Source organism: Campylobacter sp. CNRCH_2016_0050h, assembly GCF_025772605.1.
GTDB lineage: Bacteria > Campylobacterota > Campylobacteria > Campylobacterales > Campylobacteraceae > Campylobacter_D > Campylobacter_D lari_D.
The window spans coordinates 56,700-72,236 of sequence record NZ_JAKMSK010000008.1; the positions used below are offsets into that span (position 1 = coordinate 56,700).

Annotated in this window: 18 protein-coding genes; 4 read left to right on the top strand and 14 right to left on the bottom strand. The window is 29.4% G+C overall.

Annotation, left to right across the window (positions count from 1 at the left end; genetic code table 11):
* Window positions 1-188: 188 nt before the first annotated feature.
* Window positions 189-599, bottom strand: coding sequence for an rRNA maturation RNase YbeY (gene ybeY / locus L8X28_RS05310; protein ID WP_263665732.1), 411 nt, complete (start codon window positions 597-599; stop codon window positions 189-191).
* Between the two features lie 52 nt (window positions 600-651).
* On the opposite strand from ybeY, the gene queC reads away from it, so the two are divergent.
* Together queC and L8X28_RS05320 are read left to right on the top strand one after the other, a co-directional pair.
* Window positions 652-1,317: a 7-cyano-7-deazaguanine synthase QueC gene (gene queC / locus L8X28_RS05315; RefSeq protein WP_133318920.1), complete on the top strand. Its 666-nt coding sequence runs from the start codon at window positions 652-654 to the stop codon at window positions 1,315-1,317.
* A 62-nt stretch (window positions 1,318-1,379) separates the two neighbouring features.
* Window positions 1,380-1,952 carry a YceI family protein gene (locus L8X28_RS05320; RefSeq protein ID WP_133318921.1) on the top strand — a complete coding sequence of 191 codons (573 nt, stop codon included), beginning with the start codon at window positions 1,380-1,382 and terminating at the stop codon, window positions 1,950-1,952.
* A 41-nt stretch (window positions 1,953-1,993) separates the two neighbouring features.
* On the opposite strand, the gene L8X28_RS05325 is transcribed toward L8X28_RS05320, so the two are convergent.
* The 6 genes from L8X28_RS05325 to mobB form a co-directional block, all read right to left on the bottom strand.
* Window positions 1,994-2,737, bottom strand: coding sequence for a substrate-binding domain-containing protein (locus L8X28_RS05325; RefSeq protein WP_133318922.1), 744 nt, complete (start codon window positions 2,735-2,737; stop codon window positions 1,994-1,996).
* A 61-nt stretch (window positions 2,738-2,798) separates the two neighbouring features.
* A complete protein-coding gene (locus tag L8X28_RS05330) occupies window positions 2,799-3,740 on the bottom strand; it encodes a hypothetical protein (protein ID WP_263665733.1) in 942 nt (313 codons plus the stop codon).
* Window positions 3,741-5,627 (bottom strand): methionine--tRNA ligase, encoded by a 1,887-nt coding sequence (metG, locus tag L8X28_RS05335; protein WP_263665734.1) that lies wholly within the window; start codon window positions 5,625-5,627, stop codon window positions 3,741-3,743. It abuts the gene before it with no gap.
* A 12-nt stretch (window positions 5,628-5,639) separates the two neighbouring features.
* Window positions 5,640-5,834, bottom strand: coding sequence for a hypothetical protein (locus L8X28_RS05340; protein ID WP_263665735.1), 195 nt, complete (start codon window positions 5,832-5,834; stop codon window positions 5,640-5,642).
* On the bottom strand, window positions 5,834-6,682 hold the full coding sequence (locus tag L8X28_RS05345; protein WP_263665736.1) for a class 1 fructose-bisphosphatase: 849 nt from the start codon (window positions 6,680-6,682) through the stop codon (window positions 5,834-5,836). Before L8X28_RS05345 ends, L8X28_RS05340 begins: the two co-directional genes overlap by 1 nt.
* A 9-nt stretch (window positions 6,683-6,691) precedes the next feature.
* Window positions 6,692-7,171, bottom strand: coding sequence for a molybdopterin-guanine dinucleotide biosynthesis protein B (mobB, locus tag L8X28_RS05350; RefSeq protein ID WP_220566249.1), 480 nt, complete (start codon window positions 7,169-7,171; stop codon window positions 6,692-6,694).
* A gap of 87 nt (window positions 7,172-7,258) precedes the next feature.
* Between mobB and L8X28_RS05355 the strand changes: the two genes are divergently transcribed.
* Window positions 7,259-7,753 carry a hypothetical protein gene (locus L8X28_RS05355; RefSeq protein ID WP_263661337.1) on the top strand — a complete coding sequence of 165 codons (495 nt, stop codon included), beginning with the start codon at window positions 7,259-7,261 and terminating at the stop codon, window positions 7,751-7,753.
* On the opposite strand, the gene L8X28_RS05360 is transcribed toward L8X28_RS05355, so the two are convergent.
* The 3 genes from L8X28_RS05360 to gltX are packed head-to-tail and all read right to left on the bottom strand — an operon-like array spanning window position 7,641 to window position 10,863.
* Entirely contained in the window at window positions 7,641-9,278 is a 1,638-nt protein-coding gene (locus L8X28_RS05360) for a lytic transglycosylase domain-containing protein (protein ID WP_263665737.1), read from the bottom strand. The two genes, L8X28_RS05355 and L8X28_RS05360, sit on opposite strands and share 113 nt — an antisense overlap.
* Entirely contained in the window at window positions 9,279-9,566 is a 288-nt protein-coding gene (locus L8X28_RS05365; RefSeq protein ID WP_012661430.1) for a YggT family protein, read from the bottom strand.
* A gap of 1 nt (window position 9,567) precedes the next feature.
* Entirely contained in the window at window positions 9,568-10,863 is a 1,296-nt protein-coding gene (gltX, locus tag L8X28_RS05370) for a glutamate--tRNA ligase (protein WP_263665738.1), read from the bottom strand.
* A 126-nt stretch (window positions 10,864-10,989) separates the two neighbouring features.
* Between gltX and L8X28_RS05375 the strand changes: the two genes are divergently transcribed.
* Complete coding sequence (locus L8X28_RS05375; RefSeq protein WP_133318931.1) at window positions 10,990-11,412, top strand: PepSY-like domain-containing protein; 423 nt, start codon at window positions 10,990-10,992, stop codon at window positions 11,410-11,412.
* A gap of 22 nt (window positions 11,413-11,434) precedes the next feature.
* Here the strand turns inward: L8X28_RS05375 and L8X28_RS05380 are convergent, their stop codons facing one another.
* Genes L8X28_RS05380 through L8X28_RS05395 form a run of 4 tightly spaced genes read right to left on the bottom strand, consistent with a single transcriptional unit; the run spans window position 11,435 to window position 15,530 of the window.
* Complete coding sequence (locus L8X28_RS05380; protein WP_133318932.1) at window positions 11,435-11,968, bottom strand: HyaD/HybD family hydrogenase maturation endopeptidase; 534 nt, start codon at window positions 11,966-11,968, stop codon at window positions 11,435-11,437.
* On the bottom strand, window positions 11,965-12,657 hold the full coding sequence (cybH, locus tag L8X28_RS05385; RefSeq protein WP_133318933.1) for a Ni/Fe-hydrogenase, b-type cytochrome subunit: 693 nt from the start codon (window positions 12,655-12,657) through the stop codon (window positions 11,965-11,967). Before cybH ends, L8X28_RS05380 begins: the two co-directional genes overlap by 4 nt.
* Before the next feature lie 15 nt (window positions 12,658-12,672).
* Entirely contained in the window at window positions 12,673-14,388 is a 1,716-nt protein-coding gene (locus L8X28_RS05390) for a nickel-dependent hydrogenase large subunit (protein WP_263665739.1), read from the bottom strand.
* A 2-nt stretch (window positions 14,389-14,390) separates the two neighbouring features.
* Window positions 14,391-15,530, bottom strand: a complete 1,140-nt coding sequence (locus L8X28_RS05395) for a hydrogenase small subunit (RefSeq protein ID WP_133318935.1) — start codon at window positions 15,528-15,530, stop codon at window positions 14,391-14,393.
* Window positions 15,531-15,537 lie beyond the last annotated feature (7 nt).

The following is a 15,537-nucleotide window of genomic DNA, read 5'->3' on the forward strand; positions in this document are numbered from 1 at the left end:
TCATAGGCTCCGTATTGATTTTCTCACCTTAAATATTGCTTTTATTTTGTTTGGACAAAATCATAATTAGTACTACTCTTTATCAAATTAGATAAACAAATATCAAATTTTTCCTAAAATATTTAGTATAAATGTATTTTCATTATAGGTATATAACTCACATATATAAGCTAAAATTTTTTAAATATTTACTCCTCTTGCACTCTTACTATCAGGCTTTTTGGTAGTTTAAAATATTCAATCCATTCTTGTTCTTTTTGTCTCATTTGTCCTTGATCTACCTCATGATCATATCCTTGTAAATGAAGCATAGCATGTATAAAAAGCAATGCCATCTCTTCTTCATTACTGTGTTTATACTCCATTGCTTTTTTACTTACTTCATCTAAATTTATCACAATACTGCCAAGTAAATTTTCACAATTTTGCATCAAAGGAAAAGATAACACATCTGTAGTTTTATCTATACCTCTTTGACTAAAATTAATCTCACGCATAACTCTTTCATCTACTAAAACAAGCTCTACATTTTGATCGCTCATTTTCTGGGCTATTTTTTTAAGAAAAGAAATATCCATTTCTTCTTCACAAAAAATCATTATTATCCTTTTGGTTTTATAATTTCAAATTATATCAAAATTAAGGAAAAGCATGAAAAAAGCTCTTTGTATTATAAGTGGTGGTATGGATAGTACTTTATGTGCATATTTAGCTAAAAAAGAAGGATATGAGATCATTGCTTTACATTTTGACTATAACCAACGCACCATGCTTAAAGAAAGGGAATGTTTTAATAAAATTTGTGAAAAACTTAACATAAAAACAAAATATATTTTAGATGTGTCATTTATAGCAAATATTGGAGGAAACTCATTAACAGATTTAAATTTAGAAATTCCCAAAGAAAAACTACATGAAAAAGAAGTCCCAAATACCTATGTTCCTTTTAGAAATGGTATTTTTTTATCTATCGCAGGTGCTATAGCTGAAAAGGAAAATTGTGAAAGTATTTTTATAGGAGTGGTACAAGAAGATAGCAGTGGTTATCCTGATTGTAGTGCGAAATTTATACAAAAAGCTAATGAATTTATCAATGAAGGTACAACAAAAACTTGCAAAGTACAAATAAAAACCCCATTAGTTCATCTAAGTAAAGGACAAATAGTTGAATTAGCCCTAAAAGAAAAGGTAGCCTTAGAATATACTTGGTCTTGCTATGAAAGAGGAGATAAAGCTTGTGGTAAATGTGATAGTTGTTTATTAAGACTAAAAGGCTTTAAAGAGGCTAATGTAAAAGATTTTATAGAATATGTTTAAAAATTTACTTTCATTTTATTTTAGTTTGTATAATTTGCTTTTTTAAACATTAAGGAGAAAACATGAAAAAAATATTATTTGGTTCATTTTTAGCTGCTTCGATTTTGGCAAGTAGTGCTTTGAGTAAAGAATTTAGCTTAGATAAAGCACACACAAATGTAGCTTTTAAAATCAAACATTTACAAATTAGCAATGTAAATGGAAATTTTAAAGATTATGATGCAGTAATTGATTTTGATAGTGCTAAATTTGAATTTAACAAACTTCAAGCAAATATAAAAGTTGCTTCTATAAACACAGAAAATAAAGCAAGAGATGCGCATTTACAACAAGATGATTTTTTTAAAGCAAAAACTCATCCAAACATTACTTTTACTATGAGTAAATATGAAAAAATCTCTAATGAAAAAGGTAAAATGTATGGCTCATTAAGCATTGCTGGAGTAAGCAAAGATGTTGTTTTAGATACTGAAATTGGCGGCGTTATTAAAACAGATAGTGGCAAAGAAAAAGCAGGTTTTACTCTACAAGGACAAATTAAAAGAAGTGATTTCAAATTTGCTCCTGATACTTCTAGCTTAACACTTAGCGATGAAGTACAAATTAGCATCGAAGCAGAAATCAACGAAAAATAATACTATAAAAGCATTTTACTTTTTGTAAAATGCTTTGATTTTTATTTAGCTACCCAACCTTCTTTTTTCCAAATTTTTTGAGCTTCTTTACTTTGTGTAAATTTGATGAATTCAGCTACTTTTGGATTTTTTAAACCTTTTTGCGTTGGAACTATTTCAGCCGCTCTGTAAATGATTGAATTTTTATCCGCTAAAATAAATTTATTTTCTTTCTCTCCAACTGCTTTAATCCAATGTGTCCAAATGATTAAAGCATCGATATTTTGATTATTTTTCCACTCATCAACCGCTGCTTTTGAATTTTTAGCATATACTTTAATGTTTTTTCTTAATTTTTCTAGGTTTTCAATTTTTCCTGTTTTTAAAGCCATATCCTCATATAAGCCGACCTGCCCTGCTCCATCAACCACCATAACATTAACGCCATCTTTTAAAAGATCTTCAAATTTTTTAATTTTTTTTGGATTATTTGCTCTTACAATCATACCCGAACCTCTAGCATTTAAAACTTGAACATCTTCTATTTTGATTTGTTTTGGCATTGCTTTAACAAAACCATCCATCATAGAGGTATTACCTGAATAAATAATATCAGCATCTGTTTTTGCTTTTTTTATCCATTTAGGTGTTGGTCCTGCATTAATAATAACTTTTTCTCCATGTTTTTCTTCAAATTGCTTAGCAAGCTCTTTTAAAACAGGAGCAGGACCACCTGGACCATAAACTAAAATTTCAGCATTTAATGCAGCTGCAGCAAATAAACTTAAAAATAAAAATTTTTTCATATTTTTTCCTTAAATTAATAAAATAAAATCGTAAATATATCTTTTTAAAGTTGATATTTTTTTAATCAAATAAACTAATTTTTTTCTCTCGTGCTAAAAAATACTCCAAAAACTCTTCTTCGCTTTCTTTGATTAGGCAATATTTAAAATCAAAAAAATTCTTTAATTCACTCAAATTTATATAAGAAAAATCACAAAATAATGAATTTTTTAATGCTATTTTGAAATCTTTAACGCCTTGGAGTTTTTGGCATATAAATTCAAAATCTTTTTCATTTTCCACAAGTAAAATTACTCTAGAACTTCCACCAAAAGCACAAATTTCATTTTTTGAGTTTAAAAAATATGCCTTAAAAAGATATAACTTTTTTTCATTAAAATTAAAAGATAGATTTTGCTTTTCAGTAAAATCAATAAATCTAGCAAAAATATCTGCATAAAAAAATGCAAATTTTAAATCTTTAAAATACAAATTTTTACAAAGCAAACTCGTTTGAAATAAAGATTTAGAGCCTAAAATTTCGTATTTACATGCTTTTAAAGTATGAAAATTTGATTTAAGTTTTAAAATAAATTTTTCATCATCAGAGCAAAAGAAAGTTTTTTCTTTTGAATTTTTTAAAAGATCAAAATCTAATAAAATATTTGAGTTTAAGACTTTAAAATTAAATGCCTTTGCAAATTTTAATTCTACATGATTGCAATATATAAATTCATAAGATTTTTCTTCACTTAAAAATCTAAAAAGTCTAAAAATAGTTGCTTCTAAATCATCAACTTGAAGATAAAACACATCTTTATCTTCAAGTTTTAATCTTTCCTCACTTACTATAACATAAGCACCAAGTTTTATAGCAAAGCTTGCTTGTTCATTATTTTTAGCAAAAAAAACACTTGCTTGTTTGACTTTGTTTAAATCTATACTAAAATCATAAACACTAGAAGTTGCTCCATAATTTAAAACTCGAGCATTAATAAGTTCGATAAAGTTAGAAATATTCATCTAGCCTATTAAAGCTCCATTTTCGATAAAGCCTTGTGGGCTTATCAAAACTAATTTTTCATCTTTTTGAGCACTTAAAATCATACCTTGGCTTTCATGACCAAAAATTTTAGCTTTTTTTAGATTTGTAATTACGCAAACTTGCTTGCCTATTAACTCACTAGCTTTATAAAATTTAGCAATACCTGAAAGCACTTGTCTTAGTTCGCCATTTTCAAGTTCAAGTTGAAATTTTAAAAGCTTTTCACTGCCTTCTATATTCTGACAATCTTTTACTAATGCTACTTTGATTTCGATTTTTTTAAAATCATCTATTTTAATTTGAGCTAAATTTGGCTTCTCTTCTAATTTTTCTTCTTTTTTGTTTTCTTGGGTTAATTCAACTTTTGGAAACAAAGCTTCACATGCACTTGATTTTAAATCACATAATTGATTATTTAAAATTAGTTTTTGATAATTTTCGTTTGATATTTCAAAATTTAAAGCCTTTGCAATTTTTAATGCTGTCTTTGGCATAGCAGCTGAAAGTAAAATAGTTGCTTTTGTTAAAATATTAGCACATAAAGCCACTAAAGCATTAGCTTTTTGCGTTTGATTATTTTTAATCAAATTCCAAGGCTCATATTTACTAATACTTAAATTTGCTAAAGATAAAGCCTTGAAAAGTTCCTCTAAATAGCGATTTGGCTGGATATTTTTCAAAGCATTGATTGCATTATCTAAATACTCTTTGCATTCATTTAATTCTTGATTAAAATACAAATTCACATCTTTACACTCAATAATATTTTGAGAATACTTAGCACTCATACCGATAATTCTATTTAATAAATTTCCAAGCTCATTGCTCAATTCTGCATTGATTCTAGTGATTAATGCTTTTTGCGAAAAATCCCCATCATTACCAAAAGGAACTTCTCTGAGTAAAAAATATCTAAAAGCTTCTAAACCAAAAGTATCTGCTACTTCTTTAGGCGCTACTACATTGCCTTTAGATTTGCTCATTTTTTCACCATCTTTAGTCCACCAACCATGTGCTGCTATAAATTTAGGTAAAGGAAGTTCTAAACTCATCAAAAACGCAGGCCAATACACTGCATGAAAACGCAAAATATCTTTGCCTACAAAGTGTATATGAGCAGGCCAAAGATCCATATTTTCATCATCAAGTCCATAGCCCAAAGCACTCACATAATTCATCAAAGCATCAAGCCAAACATACACCACATGTTTTTCATCATTTAGTTCTTTTGGAAGCTTTATACCCCATTCAAAACTCGTTCTTGTAATGGAAAGATCTTTTAAGCCACCTTCTACAAAATAAATCAACTCATTAGCCTTATTTTTAGGTAAAATCGGCTCTTTTTCTTTGTACCATTTAAGAATTTGATCTTGATATTTAGAAAGCTTGAAAAAATAACTTTCTTCTTTTAAAAGCTGTGTTTTCTTACCACAATCTGGACAATGACACTCATTTATAAGTTGAGTTTGAGTAAAATAACTCTCACAAGAAACACAATAAAAGCCTTCATAAGTTCCTTTGTAAATATCACCTTTATCATACATTTTTTTAAATGCTTTTTGAACGCTTAATTTATGATTTTCATCCGTAGTTCTAATGAAATAATCATAAGAAATTTCAAACTCATCCCAAAGTTTTTTAAACTTAGCACTAATTTCATCTGCATATTCTTTAGGGGTAAAATTTCTAACGCTAGCAGCTTGCTCTATTTTTTGACCATGTTCATCTGTGCCTGTTAAAAAGAATGTTTTTTCTCCTTGTAAGCGATAAAATCTAGCCAAAGTATCTGCTATAATCGTAGTGTAAGCATGACCAATATGAGCCACATCATTTACATAATATATCGGGGTAGTAATATAACGCATTTTCAACCTTTATTAAAAATCAAATCCACCTTCTTTACCTTTAGACATACTCTTATAAACTACTTCTATATACTCTTTTCTTAAAGAGCACTCAAAAATCATAGAGCAAGGTAAACAAGATTTTATTTTTTTTTCGTTTTGACAAGCTTGAAGTTCATTTTTTTTAACTTCCAAAGCCAACTCAAATTCATCTTTAACTTCAGCCATCAAAAACCTTTATAAGCTTGTTTTAGTTTTTCAATTTCATATTTAGAACCTAAAAAGCATGGCGTACTTGCATGAATTTTTTCAAATTCTAAATCAAGTAAAGAATTATTTTCTCCATTGGTAGAAAATCCTCCTGCTTTTTCAAAAATAAAAGCAAAAGGAAACACCTCAAAATATGCTCTTAATTTTCCATTTGGTGCATCGCTTGTTGCAGGATATGAAAACAACCCTCCACCTTTGAGTAAAATTTGGTGCAAATCACTCACCATAGCACCAGAATATCTCAAGCGATAACCCTCATCAAATAAAGCTTTTATAAAGGCTCTATGAGTATTTGACCAATTTTTTTGTGTCCCACCGCTTGCATTTAATTTGCCTTTTTCATTTAATTTTAAATCCTTAACAAAAACAAATTCATCTTTTTCATTTAATCTATAAAGCTTAGGAGTGTCTATACACACTATAAGCTCTAAACGCACGCCATAAATAGCATAAATTGCTGCTTTTAGATTTTTTGCACTAGCCTTTTGCTCATAAATAGCAAAAATAGAACCTATAGCAAAATTCACATCTACTAAAGAAGAACCATCTAAAGGATCATAAGCAACAACATATTTTTCATTTTCATTGATTAGCAATTGCTCTTGTTTTTCCTCGCTAATTAAGCTTTTTAAACCTTTGCTTTGCTTTAAAATTCTAGTGATAATCTCATCGCTTTTCACATCAAGTTTTAATTGATTATCTCCTGTGGCATTTTGAGAAGTGGTATAATCAAAATCTTTTAAATATCTAAGTTCTTTTGAAATTTCAATCACTGCTTTTTGCATATCGTCAATTAATTCTTGCATATTTTACCTCTATACTTTTTTTGAATTTTTTAATATAAAATCACAAATACTTTCCAAATCATCCAAATAAAGCCAAGTTAAATTTTTATTTTCAATTTTCTCATAGCTTGCAATAGCCTTAGAATAAGCAAAATAGCTCTCATCTACTTCTTTACAAAAAACGCTAATTCTTGGCATATCTAAGGTTTTTAAGCCCTCTATAAATAAAAAATCAAATTCTCCTAGTTTAGAAATAGCTTCATCTAAAGTACTTGGAGAATGTGTAAATAAAGTTGTCCTTGTAGGACTTAAAACCATTACATCAGCACCACTTTGAAAAAATTTAAAACTATCTTTTTTTGCTATATCAAAGCTTGCCTTATCTTTTGGATCATGTTTTATAATGCATACTTTATAATTTTGCTCCATAAAATACTTAGCAACTTGAGTAATCAAAGTCGTTTTACCTGAATTGGAAGGCCCGCTAAAAGCCATTGCTAATCTTTTCATAACTTCCTTAAATCAAATAAAATAAATGAAATTATATCTTTTTAAAAGTTAAAAGCTTATAATTATAAAAAAATTAGGAACAAAAATATGAAAAAAGTTTATATGATTATTTTTTTAACACTTATTTTTACCGCATGCTCTAATAAAACCCAAGAGCAAAGTGAAATTAATTTAAAAAGCCAAACTCTAATGTATGCACAAAAAATTAATTTTAATTATAAAGATAATAGAGTAGTTGCTTTATTGAGCTATTTAAACCCTGTATTAGATGAAAAAAGTCAAAAAGAAGTTTTTGTACTTAGTTTTTTGCCAAATATCAACATCAAACAAGAGCAAATTTCAATACTCATAGATGGAGAAAAAACTAACATAAAAACCTTAGATCAAAATGATGAATTATTTAAATATATCATTAAGAGTGATTATGCAAGTTATTATAAAATCACTCTTAATGAATTAGTGCAAAAACCTATTTTAAAACTTGATTTGTGTTTTGAGAATCAGTGTTTTGAGCTAAAGTTTCAAAAAATTTCGAAATCGGTGTATTATCGTTCAGAAGATGCAAATAAACAACATAATTAGCTAAAACTTTCTTAGCATATACCCTGCTTTCTGCATAAGGAACAAGCTCCATTGATAAAAATGGCTCATATTTTCCCGCTCTAAACATATCTTCTCTTTTGAGCATTCTAGTGGTAAATCCTATACCTCCATTATAAGCATAAGCCACAAAAACCGGGGAATTAAGTTTAGATTCTAAATAATCTAAATGATGATTTGCAAAAGTATAAGCTGTTTTTGGTTCAAAAAGCATATCTTGATCAAAATTTGGAATTTGCAGTTCTTTATTGCCTATATGATTAGCTAAAAATGGGATAAATTGCATAATACCCAAAGCATAAGAAGTTGAAATGGCTGTTGGTATAAAACGACTTTCTTGTCTAGCTAAAGCTAAAATCATAGCTTTTCTTTGCGTAGAATAATCTTTTAAATATTCAAAATAAGGCATAATAAAATAATGTTTTTTAAAACCTTCGGCCCTTTCTTTAATATAGGCATAAATAGCGATATTTTCCTTGGTATAAAAATCTTTTGCAAGTTTTTCTAGCTCATTAGGAGTGCCTTTTGCAATTTCTTTTGCGAGCTTTTGCCAAGCAAAAGGATCTTTCATATCAAAATCATTTTTTTGTTTTTTTGGCTTTAATTCTTCTATTTTAGGTAAAGGCAAGCCTTTTAACTCTCTTGCATAAAGACTATAAATATTTAAAGAATCACTTTGAGCAAGCTCATCAATGTACTTTTTATCTTGAGTGATCAAATATAGCCAAAAATTTGCATTATCTACTAAAGGTTTGCTTTTAAAAGTATCTTTTGCTACTTGAAAAAATTCCAATGCTTTTTTATCGTCATTTTCTAAAATAGCATTTACACCTAGATAAAAAGCATTATCTTGAAAAGTTAAATTTGCATCTACATTGACTAGAGATTTTCTTATCAATGGACTTTTTTTCTTAATGATAATTTCTTTTACAAAATTTGTAAATTCTTTTTCTTTAGCTAATTCATTTACAAAATCTTTTTCTAAGAAAAAATCTTTTTTATCTTTTAAGAAATTATAGATTTTATAAAAATTAACACTATCATAATTTAAAACCGCATAACTTAGAGGATCTTTAGCATCAAAAGCTTCTAAAAGTTTTGTTAAATTTGGATTATCCTGTGGGATATTTTTTTTCAACTCATTACGCACTGAAGCATTAAGATCTTGTATAAAAGTTAAACTATTTAATCTTATAAGCTGACAAGTAGCATTAGCATCTAAGATATTTTGCGTATTAAATTTATAACAAGCTTCATATTCTTTATTATACCCCAAAGGCGGAATAATGGCTTCAATGGCATTTTTAATACGCCCTGCATAACGATAAATATGTTCTTTTAAACCTTCAACTTCTTCTTTTTTAAATTCATTTTTTTCTAATAAACGATATAAATAATAATCCTTAGCTAAAGAATTTGGTCTTTGCTCTAATTCTTTATAAGAATACATTGCACTATTTGCAAAAACCACTCCAGCTAAAAGTAACACTACACTTTTTTTCAACACTTATAAACTTCCTAAAATTAAATTTGATAAAAATATTTGGATAAATTTTAATCCTAAAATAATAATCAAAGGTGCTAAATCAATACTCCCTATAGTAGTAGGAATAAACCTTCTTACAAAAGCATAAGCAGGATTAGTTAAACGATATAAAATTTGCACTATAGGATTATATGGATCAGGCCTTACCCAAGAAATCAATGCTGCAATGATTATAATCCATACATAAATTTCAATAACTAAAGAAAAAATTTGCACCAAAGACACAATCAAACTTGTTCCAACTCCCATTTTACTCCTTTATAATTTCTTTAACAAAAGGCTTGATTAGAGTATAAATTTCACTCATTTCAGGTCCGTGAGTAACCCCTGTTAATACCAAACGCAAAGGCATAAAGAAATTTTTACCTTTTAAATTTGTTTTTTCCATCAAAATCTTTTTAAACTCATCATATTCTTGAGGTAAATCCAAATCTTTTAAAATCTCTTTAATCAACTTACATTCTTTTTCAAATTCATTATAATTTTTAACTGCAAAAATTGCTTGTATTTTTTCTCTTATCTCATTTAGCGTGCTAGCTTCTTGAGTATAAAATTTTGCAAGCTCAGCTACATCCTTACCTAAATTTAATAAAGAATTTAATTTATCATTATCAAGCATTTTTATATGCTCACGGTTAATTTGCATTAAACGCTTAGTATCAAATCTTGCAGGAGATTTTGAAACTTTTTTCAAATCAAACCATTCTATGGCTTCTTCTAAAGTAAAAATCTCTTTTGGAGTTTTATTACCTAAAAGTATTAAATAATTTACAATAGCACTTGCTAAATATCCATTATCAAGCATCCATTTTACACTAGAATGAGCTTCTCTTTTGCTCATTTTAACACCTTCTTCATTTAAAATGATAGGCAAATGTGCATAAGTCATGCTTTTATCATAACCCAAACTTGCTCTAATATGTTCTTGCTTAGGAGTATTTGAAACATGATCTTCGCCCCTTATAATGCAAGTAACACCTTCTAGCATATCATCAACCGCACAAGCAAAATTATAAGTTGGGGTTTTATCAGCCCTCATAATCACAAAACTATCAATATCTTCAGGATTAAAACTAATCTCGCCTTTAATATAATCAGTAAATTGCATTTGAGATTGAGGTTTTTTAAGACGGATTACGAAAGGTTTTTCACAATTTAATACATCAATATCTGCAAGTTTTTCACAAGTACCATCGTATCTATATGCTTGATTTTTACTTTTAGCTAGTTCTTTTTTATGAGCTAATTCATCCTCGGTACAAAAACAAGCAAAAGCTTTTTTTTCACTTACTAGCTTTAAAGCCATTTGACGATGAAATTTCAAATTCTCACTTTGTACATAATAATGCTGCCAAGTTATACCAAATTCTTTTAAAATAGCTTTTATTTCTTCTTCTTTTCCAGCTATATTTCTAGCATTATCCGTATCTTCAATACGCAAAATAAAATCAGAATTTTCTTGTCTTGCTTTAATATAATTAAATAAAGCTGCTCTTAAATTTCCAATATGCATATCTCCAGTAGGCGATGGTGCAAACCTATACATTATTTATCCTTTTAAAAAACTTTTTTATCATTATACAATTAAATACTTGCTATTTCTTTTAAGTTCACACAAAATTCACTCAATAGCAATATGATTTCATAAATAATTCAACATAAAGGATAAAAAATGAAATTAAAAATAGCTTTAGCAACATTAGTTACTGCAGGTTTTGTTTTTGCACAAGATATGATTGTAGGAGTTAATGCTTTACCAGCAAATTCTAAAAATTTCATACAAAAACATTTTACAGGTTCAAATATTGCTTTAGTTAAACAAGATATTGATAGCTTTGATGTTTATTTAGACAATGGAACTGAGCTTGAGTTTTTTATCAATGGAGATTGGAAAGAAATCGATGCAAAATACAGACCAATTGATACTTCTTTTTTAAGTCCAAATGTTTTAGCAACGATTAAAAAAATGCACCCAAATGCAAGTATAATTAAAGTTGAAAAAGAAATTCAAGGTTATAAATTCAAACTTAATAATATGATGGAAATTTATACTGATGTAAATGGAAATTTCTTGGGACAAAAATTTGATGATTAGAATTTAAGCTAAGCTTTTTTGCTTAGCTTTTATAAGAATTTAGAGCAAGCTCTTGTATATTATAATTAGCAATTCTCTTGTAAGTAAAGCCTTTTTTCTCTAAAAAATCAAGTAAAATTTTCTCCATTTTTTCTAAAGCATTTAAGACTTCTTTTGAAAGTTCAAAACTCAATGGCTCTATACGCTTTGGTACGCAAGCTAAAATTTGAGTTTTAGGTAAATCTCCCATAAGTTCCATGTATTGTAAAGTTTGAAGCATTTCAACCTCATGCGCACTACCACTCCAATTAACTTTTTTTGGCATTGCATCATAAGGAAAGAAAAAAATATCTCCAATCTTAGCATCATCTGCTGCAATACAATCAATCACAATCATTTCATCATATTCGGCTATAATATAGCTAAGTTGTAAAGCCAAAGTTCCACCATCTACAAAACTCACCGAGTCTTTTTCATGATAAAACTTATAATTTTTTTCTAAAAGTTTGCAAAGATGAACGCCTAAGCCCTCATCTGCAAACATAATATTACCAATACCTAAAACTAGAAGTTTCAACGATTTTCTCTTACAAATTTATAACCGCTAAAGATAGCATCTAAAGCACCATCTTTACCTTTAACTGAGTTAAATACAGCCATATAAATATGCACTGGAACAAAAATCAACACAACCCACATTAAAATTCTATGATAGGTTCTAACATCAGCCAATCCACCTAACATTACCTCAATAGGTCTTAAAATATTATATAAAAATCCACCCAAGCCTTCATGATATACATGCATATAAAGGATTAATCCTGTCAAAATAAGCCCAAACATAACAAGATAAAAGAAAAGGTAAGTTACAAATTGCAAAGGATTATATACACCTTGTAAATGCGGGTGCTTTCCTAGGAAAATGTAAAATTTAATCTGCTCTATCCATAATTTTACATTAAAAATATCTTTTATACTCTTTCTCTCACCATCACTTTTTGAATCAAAAAAGAACAAATATGTTTTAAAAATCACACAAGCTATTAAGATAAAACCAAAAATTTGGTGCACCATGCGGTATTTTGCCTGCATAAATAAAGTCGGTTCAGATGAAATAGAAGGAGCTTGAAATACATAAGAAATATAATACCCAGTCCCCACTAAAATCACGATTGCAACCGCTCTTAACCAATGTGTAAAACGAAGACCGATACTAAATTCGTATTCAGCCTTTCTGTTTGATTTTAAGGAATGTTTAGAATCCATACTAAAGTCCTTTCCTTATAAATTTACATTAACTTTATACTCGCTAAGATTATTACCTTTAGTATCCATTACATGTACTGCACATGCTATACAAGGATCATAAGAGTGAATAGCTCTTATTACTTCTAAAGGCTGTTTAACATCAGCTAGTTTCATACCAATAAGACATTGTTCATAGCTACCACCTACTCCATTTGCATCTTTTGGACTTGCATTCCAAGTAGAAGGAACTACTGCTTGCCAATTTTCAATTACACCATTTTTAATCCTACACCAATGGCTCAATGCACCACGAGGTGCACTTCCCATAAATCTACCTTTGTATTCTTTGTTTTTATCAATTACATAAGTAGCACAAGTACTTTCATCTGTTTTTAAATTTTCAACCAAAGAATCAAATGCTTTCAAGCCATGATCAGCAATAATTTTAGCTTCAATTGCTCTAGCACCTGTTCTTCCTAAAGTGCTCATAAGTGCTTGAACTGGTAAATTCGTAGCTTTTAAGAAAGAATCAACTGCTTCTACTACAATTTTATTACCCTTAGCATAATTTACTAAAATATTTGCTAATGGTCCAACTTGCATAGGCGAATTTTCATATCTTGGAGCTTTAATCCAGCTGTATTTACCTTTAATATCAAATACCTTACTATGAACCATATTGCCTTTATCATCAATGCTTTCACCATCAATTAAGCCTGTATAGTTTGGATTAGTTTTACCATCATAAGGATGTAAAGCTTCATTGTCTGCATACCATGATCTTGTAGCCTCTTCAGTGATTTTAGCTTCATCTACTTCTTCAACCTTACTCAAATCACCATTTCTAATAATACCACCTTCAAACAACCATTCATCACTTGAAATTTGGAATTCTCTCTCAGTATAGAAGTTATTTACCCCTACATCATTTAATACACTTGCTTCTTTAGAGTAAGCTTTAGCTGCCATGATTAAATCCGGATAATAAGCACGATTAATAAAATCAGCTACTTCTTGGAATTTAGTCATATATTCAGCCATTCTTGATGGGTTTAAAAGATCCATAACACAAGTTACACCGCCTACAGTTAAACTTTGTGGGTGAGGATTTTTAGCACCAAAAATCGCCATAGCTTGAGCTATTGTTCTTTGAATTCTTAAACATTCTAAATAATGTGAAAGCGCAATAAGGTTTTGCTCAGGAGTAAAGTGATAAGTCGCATGTCCATAATAAGCATTTGCAAATGGTCCAAGATTTCCTTTATCTACAAAGGTTTTTAGTCTTTGCTGAACTTCTAAAAGCTTATCTGCACCTGTTGCATAAGGCATATCAGTATATTTAAATGCTTCATCACTTGCTTTTTTTACATCAGCACTTAAAGCACTTACAACATCAACAAAATCAAGACCATGAAGTTGATAAAAATGCACAGGATGATCATGCATGTATAAAGCTGCATTCATTAAAGTTCTAGTTAAGACTGCATTTAATGGCGGAGTAATACCTAAAGCATTTTCTACTGCGATAATCCCTGCTCTATAATGTGAAAAAGTACAAACACCACAAATTCTTTGAGTTAAAAAGCCTGCATCTCTTGGATCACGACCTTTTACAATAGTTTCAATCCCTCTCCATAAAGTTGATCCTGAATATGCTTCTTTAATGACATTATTTTCATCAACCACTACTTCAACTCTTAAATGTCCCTCTATTCTAGTAAGTGGATCTATAATAATTCTTTTTGACATTTTTAATCCTTATTTTTTTCTAATGAAGCAATTACAGCATGTGCAGCAACAGCTACGCCTGTTACACAAAGCACACCTATACCAATTTTATCTGAAATGCTATCAGCACCCAAGCCATAAACAGTATCAAATAATCTTCCTGCCATCACTTCTTCAAAAGGTCCCATAGTATCCCAAAAATCAGGTTCAGAACAGCCTATACAACCATGTCCTGCTTGGATTGGCCATGAAGTATGTTGATTAAATCTCTCTCTTGAGCAATTATTAAAAGTATAAGGGCCTTTACAACCTACTTTATAAAGACAATATCCTTTTTTTGCTCCCTCATCACCAAATTGTTGCACAAATTCACCCGCATCAAAGCGTCCTCTTCTTTCACAAAGATCATGAATTCTTAACCCATAAGCCCATTTTGGTCTATTGTAGGCATCAAGCGCTGGCAATGTTTGATACAATATGTAATGAATCACATTACCTATAATATTTTTTTCACTTGGAGGACAACCTGGTACATTAATAACTGTTTTATTTGTTACTTTACTTAAGCTTACAGCATTGCTTGGATTAGGTCTAGCAGCTTGGATACCACCAAAAGCTGAACAAGTACCTATAGCAAAAATAGCTAAAGCATCATTACAGGCTTGTTCTGCTAATTGTCTTCCTGTTTTTCCATGTGGTCCTATAGTTAAAAAGTTTTCTGTAGCACCTGTTGGTATACCACCTTCTACCATTAAGATATATCTACCTTTATATTTTTCCATAGCAGCTTCAAGATTATGTTCAGCTTGCCAACCTGCAGCACCCATTATAGTTTCATGATATTCTAAAGAAATATGATCAAAAATCAAACTATCAATGGTAGGAGCATCACTTCTTAATAAACTTTCAGAACATCCTGTACATTCAGCCATATGAAGCCAAATCACTGGAAGTCTATCACTAAGCTCAGCAGCTCTTGCAACTACTGGAGTAAAGCTAGCAGGTAATGCTAAAAATGCAGTCATAGCACTAGCCCATTTCATAAAATCTCTTCTTGAAAAACCTGATTGCTCTAAGGCTTTAGAGATAGAAATCTCATTTTTCAAAAGAGGAAGTTTTTCTAATGCGTCTAAACGGCGATTAAAAATATCTAAATCACTCATTTGTTGT